This is a genomic window from Mangrovibacter sp. MFB070 (assembly GCF_000705335.1).
Taxonomy (GTDB): Bacteria; Pseudomonadota; Gammaproteobacteria; order Enterobacterales; family Enterobacteriaceae; genus Mangrovibacter; species Mangrovibacter plantisponsor.
This window is the reverse complement of the sequence record NZ_JJMI01000021.1, coordinates 21,311-37,311: the sequence shown is the minus strand read 5'-3', so window position 1 is coordinate 37,311 and position 16,001 is coordinate 21,311. Positions and strand designations below refer to the sequence as shown.

Annotated in this window: 15 protein-coding genes; 4 read left to right on the top strand and 11 right to left on the bottom strand. The window is 49.1% G+C overall.

Annotated features, from left to right (window positions below):
- Nucleotides 1-6: 6 nt before the first annotated feature.
- From ftsI to mgrB, 6 genes are all read right to left on the bottom strand, one after another.
- Complete coding sequence (gene ftsI, locus DT73_RS08955) at nucleotides 7-1,758, bottom strand: peptidoglycan glycosyltransferase FtsI (RefSeq protein WP_084172261.1); 1,752 nt, start codon at nucleotides 1,756-1,758, stop codon at nucleotides 7-9.
- Between the two features lie 219 nt (nucleotides 1,759-1,977).
- A complete protein-coding gene (gene cspE, locus DT73_RS08950) occupies nucleotides 1,978-2,187 on the bottom strand; it encodes a transcription antiterminator/RNA stability regulator CspE (protein WP_036107273.1) in 210 nt (69 codons plus the stop codon).
- Nucleotides 2,188-2,210: 23 nt separating this feature from the next.
- Nucleotides 2,211-2,342, bottom strand: a complete 132-nt coding sequence (locus tag DT73_RS25450) for a DUF2627 domain-containing protein (RefSeq protein WP_072006922.1) — start codon at nucleotides 2,340-2,342, stop codon at nucleotides 2,211-2,213.
- 488 nt (nucleotides 2,343-2,830) lie between these two features.
- Nucleotides 2,831-3,835, bottom strand: a complete 1,005-nt coding sequence (locus DT73_RS08945; RefSeq protein WP_036107271.1) for an MBL fold metallo-hydrolase — start codon at nucleotides 3,833-3,835, stop codon at nucleotides 2,831-2,833.
- Between the two features lie 34 nt (nucleotides 3,836-3,869).
- A complete protein-coding gene (locus tag DT73_RS08940) occupies nucleotides 3,870-4,175 on the bottom strand; it encodes a YebO family protein (RefSeq protein WP_036107269.1) in 306 nt (101 codons plus the stop codon).
- A 65-nt stretch (nucleotides 4,176-4,240) separates the two neighbouring features.
- Nucleotides 4,241-4,384 (bottom strand): PhoP/PhoQ regulator MgrB, encoded by a 144-nt coding sequence (gene mgrB, locus DT73_RS08935; protein WP_036107482.1) that lies wholly within the window; start codon nucleotides 4,382-4,384, stop codon nucleotides 4,241-4,243.
- Nucleotides 4,385-4,540: 156 nt separating this feature from the next.
- On the opposite strand from mgrB, the gene DT73_RS08930 reads away from it, so the two are divergent.
- Nucleotides 4,541-4,783 carry a YobH family protein gene (locus DT73_RS08930; protein ID WP_036107267.1) on the top strand — a complete coding sequence of 81 codons (243 nt, stop codon included), beginning with the start codon at nucleotides 4,541-4,543 and terminating at the stop codon, nucleotides 4,781-4,783.
- A gap of 48 nt (nucleotides 4,784-4,831) precedes the next feature.
- Here the strand turns inward: DT73_RS08930 and kdgR are convergent, their stop codons facing one another.
- Nucleotides 4,832-5,623 carry a DNA-binding transcriptional regulator KdgR gene (kdgR, locus tag DT73_RS08925; RefSeq protein ID WP_036107265.1) on the bottom strand — a complete coding sequence of 264 codons (792 nt, stop codon included), beginning with the start codon at nucleotides 5,621-5,623 and terminating at the stop codon, nucleotides 4,832-4,834.
- Nucleotides 5,624-5,800: 177 nt separating this feature from the next.
- On the opposite strand from kdgR, the gene DT73_RS08920 reads away from it, so the two are divergent.
- On the top strand, nucleotides 5,801-7,174 hold the full coding sequence (locus tag DT73_RS08920) for an MFS transporter (RefSeq protein WP_036107262.1): 1,374 nt from the start codon (nucleotides 5,801-5,803) through the stop codon (nucleotides 7,172-7,174).
- A gap of 105 nt (nucleotides 7,175-7,279) precedes the next feature.
- Here DT73_RS08920 and htpX read toward each other — a convergent pair whose 3' ends face one another.
- The 4 genes from htpX to DT73_RS08900 all read right to left on the bottom strand — a co-directional run bounded on the left by htpX (nucleotide 7,280) and on the right by DT73_RS08900 (nucleotide 11,985).
- Nucleotides 7,280-8,161 carry a protease HtpX gene (htpX, locus tag DT73_RS08915; protein ID WP_036107260.1) on the bottom strand — a complete coding sequence of 294 codons (882 nt, stop codon included), beginning with the start codon at nucleotides 8,159-8,161 and terminating at the stop codon, nucleotides 7,280-7,282.
- Nucleotides 8,162-8,645: 484 nt separating this feature from the next.
- The gene (gene prc / locus DT73_RS08910; RefSeq protein WP_036107258.1) at nucleotides 8,646-10,685 is read right to left on the bottom strand and encodes a carboxy terminal-processing peptidase; all 2,040 of its coding nucleotides are present in this window, start codon (nucleotides 10,683-10,685) and stop codon (nucleotides 8,646-8,648) included.
- A gap of 19 nt (nucleotides 10,686-10,704) precedes the next feature.
- Nucleotides 10,705-11,391, bottom strand: a complete 687-nt coding sequence (gene proQ / locus DT73_RS08905) for an RNA chaperone ProQ (protein WP_036107256.1) — start codon at nucleotides 11,389-11,391, stop codon at nucleotides 10,705-10,707.
- A 99-nt stretch (nucleotides 11,392-11,490) separates the two neighbouring features.
- Nucleotides 11,491-11,985: a GAF domain-containing protein gene (locus DT73_RS08900; protein ID WP_036107480.1), complete on the bottom strand. Its 495-nt coding sequence runs from the start codon at nucleotides 11,983-11,985 to the stop codon at nucleotides 11,491-11,493.
- Nucleotides 11,986-12,112: 127 nt separating this feature from the next.
- Between DT73_RS08900 and yebS the strand changes: the two genes are divergently transcribed.
- Nucleotides 12,113-13,393, top strand: a complete 1,281-nt coding sequence (yebS, locus tag DT73_RS08895) for a membrane integrity lipid transport subunit YebS (RefSeq protein WP_036107252.1) — start codon at nucleotides 12,113-12,115, stop codon at nucleotides 13,391-13,393.
- Nucleotides 13,365-15,989, top strand: coding sequence for a PqiB family protein (locus DT73_RS08890; protein WP_036107249.1), 2,625 nt, complete (start codon nucleotides 13,365-13,367; stop codon nucleotides 15,987-15,989). Before yebS ends, DT73_RS08890 begins: the two co-directional genes overlap by 29 nt.
- Nucleotides 15,990-16,001: the final 12 nt, after the last annotated feature.

Below are 16,001 nucleotides of genomic sequence, written 5' to 3'. Positions count from 1 at the left end.
ATGGTTTTACAAGGCGGGATGGCTGTCATCGCTGTGCCCGAGCACTATCAGATTAGGATCACCGGCAGGTATACCATCAGGTTCAACATTCTCAAGGCGCAACACATCCCCCATAATCTGGCTGAAGACTGGAGCTGATACCGCACCACCATAGTACTGGCCATTTGAAGGATTATTAATGACCACAACCAGTGCAAAACGCGGATCACTGGCAGGCGCAACTCCGGCGGTATAGGCAATATAATTATCGATGTATTTACCATCCGGGCCGATTTTTTTCGCGGTCCCGGTTTTAACAGCAACCCGATAGTCTTTTACTGCTGCCTTAATGCCGCCACCACCAGGCAACGCCACACTTTCCATCATGTGTTCAACTTCATGAACGATCTTTTCTGGCATTACCCGCGTTCCGACAACTGGCGGGTCGACACGGGTTATCGAGAGTGGGCGGGAAATGCCAAAGCTGCCTATCGTGGCGTAGACGTGAGCAAGTTGCAGAGGCGTTACCATCATGCCGTAACCGAATGAAAACGTCGCGCGATCCAGTTGGCTCCAGAAACGCCGGTTTGGCATGTAGCCTGAGCTTTCCCCAGTCAATCCAAGACCGGTGCTTTGCCCAAAACCAAATGCCTTATACGTGGTTATCAAATCCTGTATTGGCATTGCCAGTGACAAGTGTGACACCCCGGTATCACTCGATTTTTGCAGAATACCGGTCAGCGATAACTCCGGGTACCAGCCAACATCGCGAATACGGTGCCCATCCACAACATAGGGGTGTGTATCAATCACATCATCGGGTTTAACAATACCCGCTTTTAACGCCGTCATTATCACCATGGGTTTGACTGTCGAGCCTGGTTCAAATGTGTCACTTATTGCCCGGTTACGGAAATCATCCAGTTTTGCGCCATCGCGATTATTTGGGTTGTAAGTGGGGTAACTCGCCATTGCCAGAATTTCCCCTGTGCGCACATTAATCAGCACAGACGCACCCGAGTCTGCTTTGTTCCAGCGAACAGCATTACTTAATGCATCTTCGGTTACTGTCTGTAACCGTTTATCGATACTGAGAATAATGTTATGGGCTGGCGTACCAGGAACCTCGGTAATATTTTCCACTACATGCCCATAACGGTCTTTACGTACCAGGCGCTTGCCTTCCTTGCCAAGCAACTGGCTATTGAAGCTTTTTTCCACACCCTCAATGCCCTGCCCATCAATATTGGTAAAACCCAGCAGATTCGAGGCTATATGCCCGGAGGGATAAAAACGACGAGACTCTTCGCGCAAAGCAATGCCTGGCAGATTAAGTTTATCTATCCAGTGCGCCTGTTCAGGGTCAACCTGACGGGCAAGGTAGATGAAGCGCCCTTGAGGGTTCTGGTTGATACGTTCGGAGAGAGAATTAAGGGATATTTTCAAGGCACTGGCTAACGCCTGCCAGCGGTCATTAACCTTAACACCGCCTTTCTCAATTACGGTTTTAGGATCGGCCCAAATTGCTTCCACAGGGACACTGACTGCCAGAGGGTCGCCATTGCGGTCCTCTATCATGCCGCGCGGCATGATAATAGGCTCCTCGCGCAATGAACGCATATCCTCTTGTTGCACTAACGGCCCAGGCGAAATTATTTGCAACCAGCCAACCCTGCCGAGTAATAGAACAAGGCTCAGGAGTATAGCAAGACACAACAGCCCGAAACGCCATGAAATGAAGTTACCCGTTGGCAATACAGGATTTTTCTTCACAAACATCCCTTCTGAAACAATAAAAATGACGCTGAAATTAGAACCTAACCACTATCAGAAAGGGGGAAAACTCTGCTAATACCTTCACGATATTGCAACAAGACACAAACAGAAGCGGGATGTGAAATATTTTGTAAGATATTGCCAAATCCCAGAAAGATAAAAGCCCCGCTATAAGCGAGGCTTTTGAATTGTGATGTATGTGCGTGGCTTGCGCCGTGCAACTTACAGCGCTACAACGTTAACCGCTGCCGGGCCTTTCTGACCATCCTGAATTTCGAACTCTACGTTCTGGCCTTCAGCCAGAGTTTTGAAGCCGTTACCCTGGATTGCAGAGAAGTGAACGAACACATCTTTGCTGCCATCAGCAGGAGTAATGAAACCAAAACCTTTTGCTTCGTTGAACCACTTAACTTGACCTTTGATCTTTGCCATTTCTAAATTTCCTTAGTTTGTTTCTACGCCCACAGGCATACCTGAGATAAAACAGAGACATTACTGCTTGAGGCACTAATAAAAGGTTCGGCAGAGAAGCGGTATTCAACGACAACGTGTTTACTCAAAACTTCTTTACTGAAAATGCCACACATAAACAGAACTGTACCTCGTTTGACTCAAAGTGTTATCACATACAACGTTTATAATGGCAAGCCATTTTTAAACGTGCATCGATCTAACGCACAAATTCAGTAAGTTAGTTTTCATGAATGCACAGTTATGCGCAAATATTCATTAAACAAAACTTATGGTCACGGTTAATTCTGTGACTGTGCTGCTATATTGATGTAACTTTTCTAACATAGACCAATCACTTCCCTGCGTCCAGCGGCTCTCAGCAAAAGAGATATAGAAAATTCTGCTGGATGAATACAACGCATAGCTATGCAGTTTCAATTGCCTTAACAAGGCCCGCTTCAGTGCAATAATGTGATTCAGATTCCATTCTGGAACATGCACCAAAATAATGACAGTTTAATGAACCTGCATCAAAATAATGCAAAGATTTATTTACCCATGAATAAAAAGAGTCAGTTCCAATCACCCGGGCATATATATAACCAAAGGAATATGATAATAATTAAATGTTATTTTTAATTAACTCATGGTACTGACCTATTCTGCAGCATTGAAAATATTTCGAATCTTCTCCTTTATTTTTCAACGCCTGCAGTAGTTTATCGGGTGGTTCATCAATGGATTCATCGGCAAGCTCAAATACCCCCCAATGGATGGGGATAGCATACGGCCGGCCAATTTGCTGCCACACTGAAACGCTTTCTTCAGGCGACATATGATGCGGATGCATGAACCATTCTGGTGCATAGGCCCCAACAGGCAAGGCAACCATATCCGGTTGGCCAACGCGCAATACAAAATCAGACAGTTGCGGAAAGTAACCCGTGTCGCCACTGAACCAAAACCGGCAATCGTCACTTTCAAGAACCCATCCACACCATAAGGAACGGTTACGGTTCCACGGTGTTCTCATACTCCAGTGTTGAGCCGGAACCGCGGTTAATACCAATCCTTGCCAGACATATGACTGCATCCAGTCGAGTTCTATAACCTGTTGAATGCCACGCCGCATAAACCAGTTACCCAACCCGAGTGGAACGAAATAGCAGGCCTGGGGATGGTAACGCTTTAACTGACTGATAGCCGTGCTGTCGAGGTGGTCATAATGGTTATGAGAAATGACAACAGCGCCGACTGGCGGTAACTCAGCGACGGACGTACAGGGAGGCGTTTTGCGTGACGGCCCGGCAAAAGAGACCGGTGATGCACGCTGAGAAAAAACCGGATCAATAAGGATATTAATACCGTTCAGACGGGCCAGAACAGAAGCATGTCCCAGCCACCAAATCCCGTCTTCCTCTGTGGAAAAATCGGCGCGCTGCCACCAGGTACTAATAAACGCGTCGTAACCCGCGGCCGGAGGATGAGGCAACTTCGCCTGTTTGCGTTCTGCACGCCATTTATCGAGGTCTCCGGGGCGATGGCCGGCAGCAGGGTCAAGATTCACAAAACCGTCAATACGGTGATGCGCTTTCTGGGCGTTAAACCAGGGGTTTTTCCAGGCCATACTGTCAAATGCCACCGCTCACAGTGCTCAGGACTTAACGTTCAGCAACCAGACGGATAAAATCATCACCTTCTTCTTGTGTTGCTACCTGTGGAGCTGGCTCAGAGCCAGAATCTTCATGGCTGACTTCTGCCTGTTCATTGGCATCACACAAGCGGCGCAGTAACACGATTTGGCGTTTCTGTTGATCTACCAGTGTATTGAGTAACGCGATTTGCTGGTTAGCTTTAACGCTTGCGCGGTTAACAAAAAACCAAAGAACGAGACCGAGGATAACCATTATTGCCGAAATCACCAGGGGCATAAGTGTTACAGTGCCCGGGTTCATTACATTGTCCATCTTACCACCTCAAAAAAAAACCATTATACCACCGGCACTACAGTGAAAAGCCAGCGACATAAAGCTTACCAGGGAATGTACTTATTAATTGTACAAATACCGCTGAAAAACTGGACATCCTGGTCGCACATCACGTTAAAAACCTGTAACCACACCAGCAACGAGGCCAACAGTAGTGCCACCAGGAGTACCCATCGGTATTTTCTCACCATATTCTCCAGTTATCGATCATTGGCAATAAGATAGCATGCTAATGTTAAACCAAGTGTCTCTGCATACAGGATACGCTTTTCGGATTCATCATATTGCCATCTTCCCCTTCAGAATTGATGATACTGGAATAATATCAATGATAAAGAGGTTCTATGCGCCTGATTATTCGTTTAGTTATTGCTCTTGCAGTGTTGTGGGTTGGTTTACTGGTGAGTGGCTATGGCATTTTAATCGGTTCACATGAGAATGCCGCCGGGCTTGGTATTAAGTGTAACTACCTGACGGCCCGGCATGTTACATCTGCTCAGTACCTGCACCTGGACAATAATTTTCTTGGTGTCACCAGTTGCCCGCTGCTGCGTAAAACTGACGAAGTGATTGATACCGGGCAATAGTCAACAACGCACCGGCTGGCCGGTGCGTTTATTACCTCTCAGTACAACTCAGAATGGGTAGTCGTTGTAACCCATTTGCTGGGAAATAATACGTGCAGCATTGTGCAACATGCTAACGTATTCATGCAGTTTATCTTCAGAGAAACGTAACGTTGGGAAAGAAATACTCAACCCGGCGATCACCACACCAAAGCGGTCAAAGACCGGCACGGCGATACAACGCAACCCTTCTTCCTGCTCTTCGTTATCTTCCCCAAAGCCCTGTTTGCGCACAACTTCCAGCACTTCAAGTAACTCTTCAGTACTGGAAATTGTCCGATCAGTACTACGGGTGTACTCAACATGTTCGAGAATCGACAATACTTCATCGCGATCACGCCAGGCTAACAACACCTTCCCAATAGCAGTACTGTGTAACGGGTTACGCCGGCCAATACGCGAATACATGCGCAGGTTGTACATTGAATCGATTTTATGGATGTAAACGATACTGTCTTCATCCAGCGCACCCAGGTGAATAGTCTCTTTCGTTAAACGGGAAATTTCCCGCATTTGCAGGTCTGCGCTGCGAATAAGATCGACGTTTTGTAACGCTTTAGCCCCCAGTTCGAACAACTTCAGGGTGAGAGAGTATTTTTCTGACTCGCCTTCCTGAGCTACATAACCAAGGGATTTCATGGTTTGTAAAAATCGATACACTGTGCTTTTGGACATCATCACGCGTTGCGACAGTTCAGTGATACCAATCTCTCGCTCCTCACCCAGTGCCTGAAGAATCCCAAACACCTTCAGCACTGAAGATACAGAATCAGGCTGTTTATCCAGATCTGCCACTGACATTAATCACCTCTATCGCGCATGTTTTATAAAATTCAGAACCGGTTTTTAGTATATGTGGATGGCAACTTGCCCGCAACGAGTCATCGCTTATTCGTTACAAATCTGCGACATATAGCAGATATATAAATGTTATAATGTGCACTATCATTACAATGTCGGTACAGCTCACATTTTTCTATGGAAAAAACACTTTCTGATGGTCTGCCGCTGCCTCAGCGTTATGGTGCAATTGCCACAATAGCCATTGGTATCATGATGGCAGTTCTGGATGGCGCAATTGCGAACGTTGCCCTGCCCACCATTGCCCGCGACCTGAATGCCTCTGAGGCCGCCTCTATCTGGATAGTCAACGCCTATCAAATCGCCATTGTCGTTAGCTTACTGACATTCTCATTTTTGGGTGACATGTTTGGTTACCGGCGAGTCTACAAAACCGGTCTGGTCTGTTTTACCGCCACATCGTTTTTATGTGCCCTTTCCCCAAACCTTGAAATGCTCACAGCAGCGCGGGTTCTGCAAGGGATTGGCGGCGCAGCACTGATGAGTGTAAACACGGCACTGATTCGGCTGATTTACCCGCAGTACCAGTTAGGCCGCGGTATGGGGATTAATTCATTCATTGTCGCAGTGTCTGCAGCAGCAGGGCCAACTGTTGCTGCTGCAATACTCTCCGTCGCCAGCTGGCACTGGCTGTTTTATGTCAACGTTCCATCCGGGATTATTGCCCTGTTGCTGGCTATGCGCTTTTTGCCACCCAACCCACAAGGAGCCAAAAAACAAAGCTTCGACTTACCCAGCGCCATTATGAACGCCCTGACATTTGGTTTGCTGATTACTGCGTTAAGTGGCTTCGCTCAGCAACAGGCAGGGATTATTACACTCGCAGAATTGGTCTCCGCGCTGATTATTGGTTTCTTTTTCGTTCGTCGCCAGCTAACCCTCACTGTACCTCTGCTGCCAGTTGATCTGCTGCGCATCCCGCTGTTCACGTTATCGCTGTGTACTTCTGTGTGTTCCTTCTGTGCGCAAATGCTGGCACTGGTCGCATTGCCTTTTTACTTGCAGTCCACCATTGGGCGTAGCGAAGTAGAAACCGGTTTATTATTAACGCCATGGCCGCTGGCAACCATGGTGATGGCGCCGCTTGCCGGGCGGCTGATTGGTCGTTTCCATGCTGGTCTGCTGGGTGGGCTGGGTATGCTTCTGATGCTGACAGGGTTGTTTGCGTTGGCCTTCTTGCCTGGCACACCAACCGATGTGGATATTATCTGGCGAATGGCCTTGTGTGGCGCAGGTTTCGGCTTATTTCAGTCGCCTAATAACCATACCATTATTGTTTCAGCCCCGAAAAACCGCAGCGGTGGTGCCAGTGGCATGCTTGGCACGGCAAGGCTGCTTGGGCAAAGTAGTGGTGCCGCGCTGGTTGCGTTAACACTGAATCTTTCAGCGACGCAGGGAACCCAATACGCACTGATAATGGCTGGTTGTTTTGCTACTGCCGCCTGTATTGTCAGCAGCTTGCGGGTCACACAGGCATTGCCCGAGAACTGACAGTTGCTGTAGTTCACGGCAACAAAGCCGTGCCCGTTCACTAACTTCATATATAAAAAAGGCGTGCCCGATGCACGCCTTTTATGTTGAACCTGTACAGCGGGATTATTTCAGGTACTGGCCGGTACGCAGCGCTTCAATACGTTTATCCAGTGGCGGGTGAGACAAAAACAACTCGCTTAATGTTTTTGACTTCCCGTTAATGCAAAACGCCATCATGCTGCTCGCTTCCTGCGGTTCGTAGCTGGTTTTCAGTCGCTGGAGTGCCGCTATCATTTTTTCACGGCCAACCAAACGCGCTGAACCGGCATCAGCATGGAACTCACGGTAGCGGGAGAACCACATAGTGATAATGCTCGCCAGGATACCAAACACCAGTTCGAGTACCATTGAAACCGCGAAATAGATCATCGGGTTGCCATTTGTCTCTTCACCATCATCACGGTTTCCTGACAGGAACCCGGCTGCAATTTGCGCCAGAATACGCGAGATAAAGATAACAAAGGTGTTCACCACCCCCTGAATCAGCGTCATGGTGACCATATCGCCATTCGCGACGTGGCTTATCTCATGAGCAATAACCGCTTCGGCTTCATCACGGCTCATATTTTGCAGCAACCCGGTACTGACCGCGACCAGTGACGCATCGCGACGGGCACCCGTTGCAAAAGCATTAATATCCGGAGCGTGATACACCGCAACCTGCGGCATAGCAATCCCCACTTGCTGTGACTGCCGACGGACAGTTTCAAGTAACCAGTGCTCCGTCTCGTTACGGGGTTGCTCAATCACTTCCCCACCGACAGAACGTAACGCCATCCATTTGGACATCAGCAGCGATACAAAAGAGCCACCGAAGCCAAACAGCAGGGCCATAATCAATAACCCCTGGACACTGCTTGACTGAATTCCGGTCAGGCTCAGCACCAGCCCGAAAACCACCATAACGGCCAGGTTGGTTAACAGGAAAAGCGCAATTCGCATCATATATTTGTTTACCTCGTTTTAACAAAACGCTCTACGCGATGAATCACATCGTAGGGGTATCGTGTACATTTTCAAGAGCCAGATGCTGGCAAGTGCTTAAAAAAACATAACTTTACATTTTGTCTTAATTTACTGACGAGATACACAACAAAACTCACCAGTTTTGCGTTGGAAAAGCGGGCTCTGTGGAAATCATTTTTGACCAACATATTTGCAACAGGCGCTTCTCAACCCGTGTATATCATGGACAGATAACAATAGAAGAGTGTGTCACAAAAACAAAAGGCACACGAATGTGTGCCTGAGTCTGATGACAAACCTCATGTTCGCACAGAACAAGAGGATGTCACCTAATAAAAAAAGAGGAAAATCAAGTCATTGATTTTCGCCTGCTAACTAAAAAGAAGGAAAAACCACGCTTTTTCCTTCTTTTTCATCAATCTGAGGCACACGAATGTGTGCCTTTTGGAGGATTAAAGCGTTATTACTGCTGTGCAGCAGGTTGCTTACCAGCTTCCATATTGGCGAGGTCGATTGCAATATGAACAGTTTCATCCAGGTAAGGATCCGGCTCCTGATAATCTTTCGGCAGATCATCAAGTTTTTTGAGCAGTGGTTTGCCTTCGCGTTTCAGGCGATCGTTGATCCGTGCCAGGCGCAGCGCATCATCTTCCTGATTCTCTTTCTCACGCTGAGCAAGGTTCAGTGACACAATGTTTCTGCGATCCTTGTTGGCATTAAACCGGGCAATGTCTTTCATAATATACTGAAACTCAGGATCTTTCTCGATACGAGCCTGATGTAACTTCAGTAACTCCGGTTCGAAAGGCGTCATGCTCCCGGTTTTCGTATAGTGCGCGGCTTTGATGCTGTCCCAGGGTAAAGCATTATCTTCATACTTTTCGCCTGTCTCAGTATTTTCAGTTCCGGTCGGCATCATGATATCAGGTGTAACGCCTTTTAATTGCGTACTGCCACCATTAATGCGATAGAACTTCTGGATAGTGTACTGAACAGAACCGAGTGCAGGCCATTCCGGGCGCAGCATCTGGTCATAGATGCGGTTGAGCGAACGATACTGCTGAACAGTTCCTTTACCAAAGGTTGGTTCACCCACGATCAGTGCCCGGCCATAATCCTGCATGGCAGCGGCAAAAATCTCTGATGCAGAGGCACTAAAGCGGTCAACCAGCACTACCAGCGGGCCTTTATAGTAAGTAATACCATCGGTATCGCTGTCTTCACGCACTTTGCCATTATTATCCCGCACCTGAACAACCGGGCCAGAAGGAATAAACAAGCCAGACAGCGACACAGCTTCAGTCAGCGCCCCGCCACCATTGCTGCGTAAATCAATGACAATACTGTTGACGTTCTGTTTCTCCAGTTTTTGCAACTGGACTTTAACGTCATCCGTCAGCCCGACGTAAAAGCCCGGAATATCAAGCACGCCGACTTTTTCGTTGCCAACAGTTTTTACAGACATCTTCACTGCGCGGTCTTCAAGGCGAATACGTTCGCGTGTCAGTGTAACTGTTCGGGTTTTGCTGCCCTTACCGGCTGGCAAAATTTCAAGGCGAACCTTGCTGCCTTTCGGGCCTTTAATCAGGGCCACTACGTCATCCAGACGCCAGCCAATCACATCCACCATGGCTTTACCTGGTTGACCAACCCCAACAATACGGTCGCCAACACTGATGGCTTTACTTTTCGCCGCAGGCCCACCCGCCACCAGCGAATTAATCACGGTGTAGTCATCATCCATTTGCAGTACAGCGCCAATCCCTTCGAGAGAGAGGCTCATCTCAGTATTGAACTGCTCAGTATTGCGCGGAGAAAGGTAGTTAGTATGCGGGTCGATTTCATGCGCGAAGGCAGTCATCGCTAATGAGAAAACGTCTTCACTACGGGTTTGCGCCAGGCGGCGAATAGCGAATTTATAACGCCGTGCCAGTGTTTCGCGAACCTCTTTGTCATTTTTTCCGGTGAGTTTAAGACTCAGCTCATCATATTTGACCTTCGCGTCCCAAAGCTTATCTAACTCAGCCTCGGAAGTCGGCCAGGGCGCTTTACGCCTGTCGAGGTCAATGGTTTCATTGCTGGAGAAGTTCATCGGGCGCTGCAACACTTTCAGCGCATATTCATAGCGCTCAAAACGGCGTTTCTGTGCCAGGTTGAACAAATCATAAAACAGATCCAGTTTGCCGCTACGCAGTTCATCACCAATGGTGCCCTTGCGGCTCTCAAATTGCGCAATGTCGCTGGCTAACAAAACATTGTGGCTGTAATCGAGAAGATTGAGGTAGCGGTCGAAAATTTTGCCAGAAAACTCAGCGTTCAGATCGAACTGACGGTAGTGAGAACGGGTAAAACGCGAGGTTACTCGTTCACTGACGGTGGGATGCTGCGGTTCCTCTTTGAGGACTGGAAGTTGATCAACACGTGTGATGTCTTCTACCGCAAGCGCATTGCCCACCAACAGAAAAAGCCCGGCAAAAGCCGAAAGCCTGAAAATTTTGTTCATGCCTGGGTTGACCTCCGTCTCAGAACAGCAAATGTTCTGCGCGCACTAACATTGACATACCTGAAGTCAGCGCCACACGGACACCGTCTTTGGTAATTTCCTGTACAGTCGCATCCATTGCCGAATTACCCGCTTTAACCTTAATTGCCTGGCCCAGTTTCAGTACTGAAATGTCAGTCACAGGTTTATGGTTAGCTTCCTCTGCTGGCCGTGGTTTTTTGTTCACCGGCGCTTTACGGGGTGCATTTTCTTTGCGACGAGGAGCAGAAGCAGGACGAGGCTTACGTTCACGGCGGGCAGCAGTTGCTTCACCGTTTTCCCCTGCGGCAGCGGCAGCAGCGCGTTTTTTCGCCTGTTGCTCATTACGCTGCGCCTGGACACGCGCTTTTGCTTCTTCCAGTTGTTTGCGGGCATGCTCTACATGCTGCTCTTCCAGCTCACCACAAGGGTTGCCGTCCAGGTCAACACGCACTGCGCCAGGCTTAATGCCGTACAGGTAGCGCCAACTGGAGGTATACAGGCGTAACGCAGAGCGTAACTGCGTTTTGCTGAGGTTCTGTTCCCCTTCCACTCGTGAGACAAGATCCTGAAAAATACCGACTTTCAGGGGACGAGCTTCACCTTCGGCAGTGAAACAGAGCGGGAAACGCTCAGCAAGAAATGCGATAACTTCTTTACTGCTATTCAACTTAGGTTGATTTTCCATGAAATTTCCTGATTACAACGGACTTTGCCAACCATCACAGGCACGAACAGGCGTCATTATAATGACGCCATTTGTAATTGCTACGTTATCCGTTGATTATCATGCATCTGTTAGAAAGAATTTTTCGAAATCTGTGCCAGAGAGAAGCTTTTCCAACTCTGTGACCAGGGTTCCCAGCCCGCGTTCGTCTTCTTCATCAAAGCGGCCATACTCGGTACTGTCGATATCAAGCACACCTAACTGACGCCCGGCGACTGTTATCGGAAAGACAATTTCTGCATTGCTGGACGCATCACAAGCAATGTGGCCGTCGAAAGCATGAACATCTTCAACGCGCTGCACTTTACCTGTAGCAATCGCCGTGCCACATACACCTTTACCTGTCGGTATACGCACGCAAGCTATTTTGCCCTGAAATGGCCCTAAAACCAGTGTATCCCCTTCCAGCAAATAGAACCCTGCCCAGTTGACTGACGAAAGACGTTCAAACAAAAGCGCGCTGGTATTCGCCAGCACAGCGAGGAAACTGGTTTCCCCTGCCATCAGTGCTGAAAAATCCCGGTTCAACTCTTGATAAAATAGCTCTTTATTCATTAATAGTTCACTTGGTTGTATAACGTTACTGCCCGGACTACTAAAATAAGCAATAAATGCCCCGGGGCTCAAGATGAATCCTTTTTCAGGGTAAACTACTCCATCCATTTTACAGGCAGAGTTCCCGATGCACCTTAAACTACGGATAGCCCGGCTGCTTTCTTTGCCAGCAAGAAGTGTAGCCTTGCCGAAGACAAGTGAGGCACATTATCAGCGTTGTCACGAATGTGACATGCTTTTTTTGTTACCTTCGCTTACGCGTCGGCACACAGCTTATTGCCCTCGTTGCAATGCGCATGTTGACAGTGGCCGCGACTGGTCGATGAAACGGCTTACTATCATTGCTATCACCATGCTGATTTTGATGCCCTTTGCCTGGACATCCCCGTTACTCAGTGTCTGGTTATTAGGTGCGCGCATTGACGCCAGCCTGATGCAGGGGATCTGGCAAATGGTAAAGCAAGGGGACGTGATAACCGCCTCGCTGGTTACATTCTGTTCTGTTGGTGCCCCTGCGACACTGGTCGCCTCCATTCTTTACCTGCGAATTGCCCCGCGTATTGGAATGAACGCCCGGCCAGTGTTACTCATGCTCCACCGCCTGAAAGAGTGGATAATGGTTGATATTTACCTGATAGGTATCGTCGTTGCCACCATAAAAGTACGTGACTATGCATTCATTCAGTGGGGCGAAGGCCTGGTAGCCTTTATCGCACTGGTGGTACTCAGTATTCTGACCATTATTTACCTCAATACAGGGCAATTATGGCAGCGCTTTTACCCCCAGCCATTTCAGAAAACTGCCAATCCTCATGCCCGTGTTTGCCTTGCCTGCCACCATACTGGCGAGCCTGACGAACGAGGGCGTTGTTCACGTTGCCATGTTCCATTGCGCCTGCGGCGCAGGCACAGTTTGCAAAAATCCTGGGCGGCACTGGTTGCCTCACTGATGTTCTTAATCCCGGCTAACTTGTTGCCTATATCCATTATTTATGTGAATGGTACACGCCAGGAAGATACTATTCTGTCCGGCATTATCTCCCTTGGGCATGGCAATATTTTTGTTGCAGCGATTGTATTTATTGCCAGTATTCTTGTGCCCTTTACCAAAGTTATCGTGCTGTTTACCTTGCTGGTGAGCATTCATTGCCGTTGCGAACAGGGTATTCTGGCCCGAATGAAAATGTTGCGTGTTATTACCTGGGTCGGGCGTTGGTCCATGCTGGATTTGTTTGTCATTTCGCTCATGATGTCACTGGTTAACCGTGAACAACTTTTGGCCTTTACGATGGGACCAGCCGCGCTCTATTTTGGTGTGGCTGTAGTATTAACTATGCTGGCTGTTGAATGGCTCGACAGCCGGCTTTTCTGGGATGCTTATGAGTCAGGAAAACATGACGCCACCTGAAGCAACAGTGAAAGTCAAACGCCGCATTTCTCCCTTCTGGCTCCTGCCATTTATTGCCCTGTTGATTAGTGGCTGGCTGGTCTGGAACTCCTGGCAGGAACATGGCTCCACAATCACCATCGATTTTATTTCTGCCGACGGCATAGTCCCGGGGAGAACCCCTGTGCGCTATCAGGGTGTCGAAGTCGGTACAGTGCAGGATATTCAGCCCAGTAAAGACTTAAGTAAAATAGTGGTGACGGCCAGTATAAAACGCTCCATGCAGGATGCCCTTCGGGCTGGCACTCAATTTTGGCTGGTAACCCCAAAAGCTTCACTGGCGGGCGTTTCCGGCCTTGATGCCCTGGTAGGCGGAAATTACATCGGCATGATGCCAGGCCCCGGCAATGAAGAAGACCATTTTACCGCCCAGGATTCACAACCCCGCTACCGGGAAAACAATGGCGCACTGATGATTCATCTCCAGGCACCGGATTTAGGTGCACTCAGTAGCGGCTCAAGAGTGTATTACCGCAAAGTTCCTGTGGGCCACGTCTATGATTACACGCTGAGCAAGCAAGGCGTTTCCATTGATGTGTTGATCGACCGGCGCTTTGCCAGCCTGGTCAAACAAGACAGCCGTTTTTGGAATGTTTCCGGGCTGAAAACCGACTTCAGCTTCAGCGGCGCATCCATTCAACTGGAAAGCCTTGCTGCACTGGTTAATGGCGCGATTGCCTTCGACTCGCCGCAGGATGACAAACAGGCGCCACAAAATGCGCAATTCACCCTGTACCCGGATATCGCACAAAGCCAGCGTGGCGTGCATGTCTCACTTTCGCTGCCAGGCGGCAGCGGGTTAAAAAGCAACAGCACGCCCCTTATGTACCAGGGGTTACAGGTTGGCACCTTAACCAAAATAGCCCTTGATAACGACGGCACGGTAACTGGCGAACTGACTGTTGACCCAAGCGTAGTCAATTTAATGCGCGATGGGACACGCATTACACTTGCCCAGCCTAAAGTGTCGCTGGATAACCCAAACCTGAGTGCGCTCCTTACAGGGAGCACCCTGGAATTGCACCCGGGGGAAGGCAAACCACAGCATCATTTTGATGTGGTGCCTGAAGGTGAAGCCCTGCTTGACCAGGCGAATGCCCTGTCAGTTACACTAACAGCTCCAGACAGCTATGGCGTAAGCCCCGGCCAGCCGGTATTAAACCGGGGGATTCAAATTGGCCAGGTGGTTACCCGTACACTCACACCAGCAGGGGTAAAATTTACCATTGCGATTGACCCAACCTACCGCTCACTGGTGCGTGCTGACAGTAAATTTGTTGCCAACAGCAGGCTGGATATGAAAGTGGGCCTTGACGGTGTTGAATTCCTTGCAGCACCGCCAGCGCAATGGATCAATGGTGGTATTAACCTGCTGTCCGGCAACCACGGTGATGCCAAAACAGATTACCCACTGTTCGCCAACACACAGCAGGCGAAAGACAACCAGCAAAACGATGTTCTCACAGCCACCCTCACATTAACGGCTGATAACCTGCCTGATATTCAGCAGGGCTCTGTGGTTCTGTATCGGAAATTTGCAGTAGGGCAAGTTATCAGTATCACACCGCATGCCGGTTCTTTTGATGTTGGTGTCTATATTGAACCGCAGTACCGCAAGTTGCTCACCCCGGACAGCGTGTTCTGGGCTGAAGGTGGTGCCAAAATTCAGTTAAACGGGCACGGGCTGACAGTTCAGGCATCTCCGCTTAACCGGGCCATTCGCGGGGCGATTAGTTTCGACAGCCTGCCAAGTTCAGCAGATTCATTACCTGTAGCAGAAAAACGTAAATTATGGCCTTCTGAAACTGCCGCTCGCGCTATCGGCGGCCGCATTACCCTTCATGCATACAGTGCAGACAAGCTGGCCTCGGGCATGCCGATTCGTTACCTGGGAATTGATATCGGCCAGGTGGAATCATTATCGCTAATTACTGAACGCAATGAAGTGCAGGCTCAGGCCGTGCTTTACCCCGAATACGCCAATACCTTTGCCCGTAAAGGAACCCGCTTCTCCGTTGTTACGCCGCAAATTTCCGCAGCAGGTGTTGCGAACCTCGATACGCTGATTCAACCCTATATCAATGTTGAACCCGGCAAAGGTGGGCGCCAGCGTGACTTTGATATCCAACTGGCGACAATTTCTGACTCCCGGTATCTGGACGGGCTGAGCATTACTGTTGAAGTGCCCGACGCCGGGTCGCTATCGGTCGGAACCCCTGTTCTGTTCCGGGGGATTGAAGTAGGCACAGTGACCGGCCTTGGACTGGGAACACTGTCTGACCGGGTGATGGTCTCACTGCGCATTGGGAAACGTTACCAGGACCTGGTTCGCAGCAATACTGTTTTCTGGCTGGCATCCGGCTACAAGCTGGACTTCGGCCTGGTCGGCGGTGTAGTAAAAACCGGAACATTCAACCAGTTTATTCGCGGTGGCATTGCGTTTGCCACCCCACCCAGCACCCCGCTTTCGCCCAAAGCGCAAACAGGCCAGCACTTCCTGTTACTGGATAACGAACCTAAAGACTGGCGTGACTGGGGTACCGCGATACCCCGTTAATGCGTCAAAACC

Excerpts from the sequence above, each read along its gene's own strand:
- yebS (WP_036107252.1), top strand. The coding sequence starts at position 12,113 with ATGCACCTTAAACTACGGATAGCCCGGCTGCTTTCTTTGCCAGCAAGA.
- DT73_RS08920 (WP_036107262.1), top strand. The coding sequence starts at position 5,801 with ATGGAAAAAACACTTTCTGATGGTCTGCCGCTGCCTCAGCGTTATGGT.
- DT73_RS08945 (WP_036107271.1), bottom strand. The coding sequence starts at position 3,835 with ATGGCCTGGAAAAACCCCTGGTTTAACGCCCAGAAAGCGCATCACCGT.
- kdgR (WP_036107265.1), bottom strand. The coding sequence starts at position 5,623 with ATGTCAGTGGCAGATCTGGATAAACAGCCTGATTCTGTATCTTCAGTG.
- proQ (WP_036107256.1), bottom strand. The coding sequence starts at position 11,391 with ATGGAAAATCAACCTAAGTTGAATAGCAGTAAAGAAGTTATCGCATTT.
- cspE (WP_036107273.1), bottom strand. The coding sequence starts at position 2,187 with ATGGCAAAGATCAAAGGTCAAGTTAAGTGGTTCAACGAAGCAAAAGGT.
- ftsI (WP_084172261.1), bottom strand. The coding sequence starts at position 1,758 with ATGTTTGTGAAGAAAAATCCTGTATTGCCAACGGGTAACTTCATTTCA.
- DT73_RS08930 (WP_036107267.1), top strand. The coding sequence starts at position 4,541 with ATGCGCCTGATTATTCGTTTAGTTATTGCTCTTGCAGTGTTGTGGGTT.
- DT73_RS25450 (WP_072006922.1), bottom strand. The coding sequence starts at position 2,342 with ATGTGTGGCATTTTCAGTAAAGAAGTTTTGAGTAAACACGTTGTCGTT.
- prc (WP_036107258.1), bottom strand. The coding sequence starts at position 10,685 with ATGAACAAAATTTTCAGGCTTTCGGCTTTTGCCGGGCTTTTTCTGTTG.
- DT73_RS08900 (WP_036107480.1), bottom strand. The coding sequence starts at position 11,985 with ATGAATAAAGAGCTATTTTATCAAGAGTTGAACCGGGATTTTTCAGCA.
- htpX (WP_036107260.1), bottom strand. The coding sequence starts at position 8,161 with ATGATGCGAATTGCGCTTTTCCTGTTAACCAACCTGGCCGTTATGGTG.
- DT73_RS08890 (WP_036107249.1), top strand. The coding sequence starts at position 13,365 with ATGAGTCAGGAAAACATGACGCCACCTGAAGCAACAGTGAAAGTCAAA.
- DT73_RS08940 (WP_036107269.1), bottom strand. The coding sequence starts at position 4,175 with ATGGACAATGTAATGAACCCGGGCACTGTAACACTTATGCCCCTGGTG.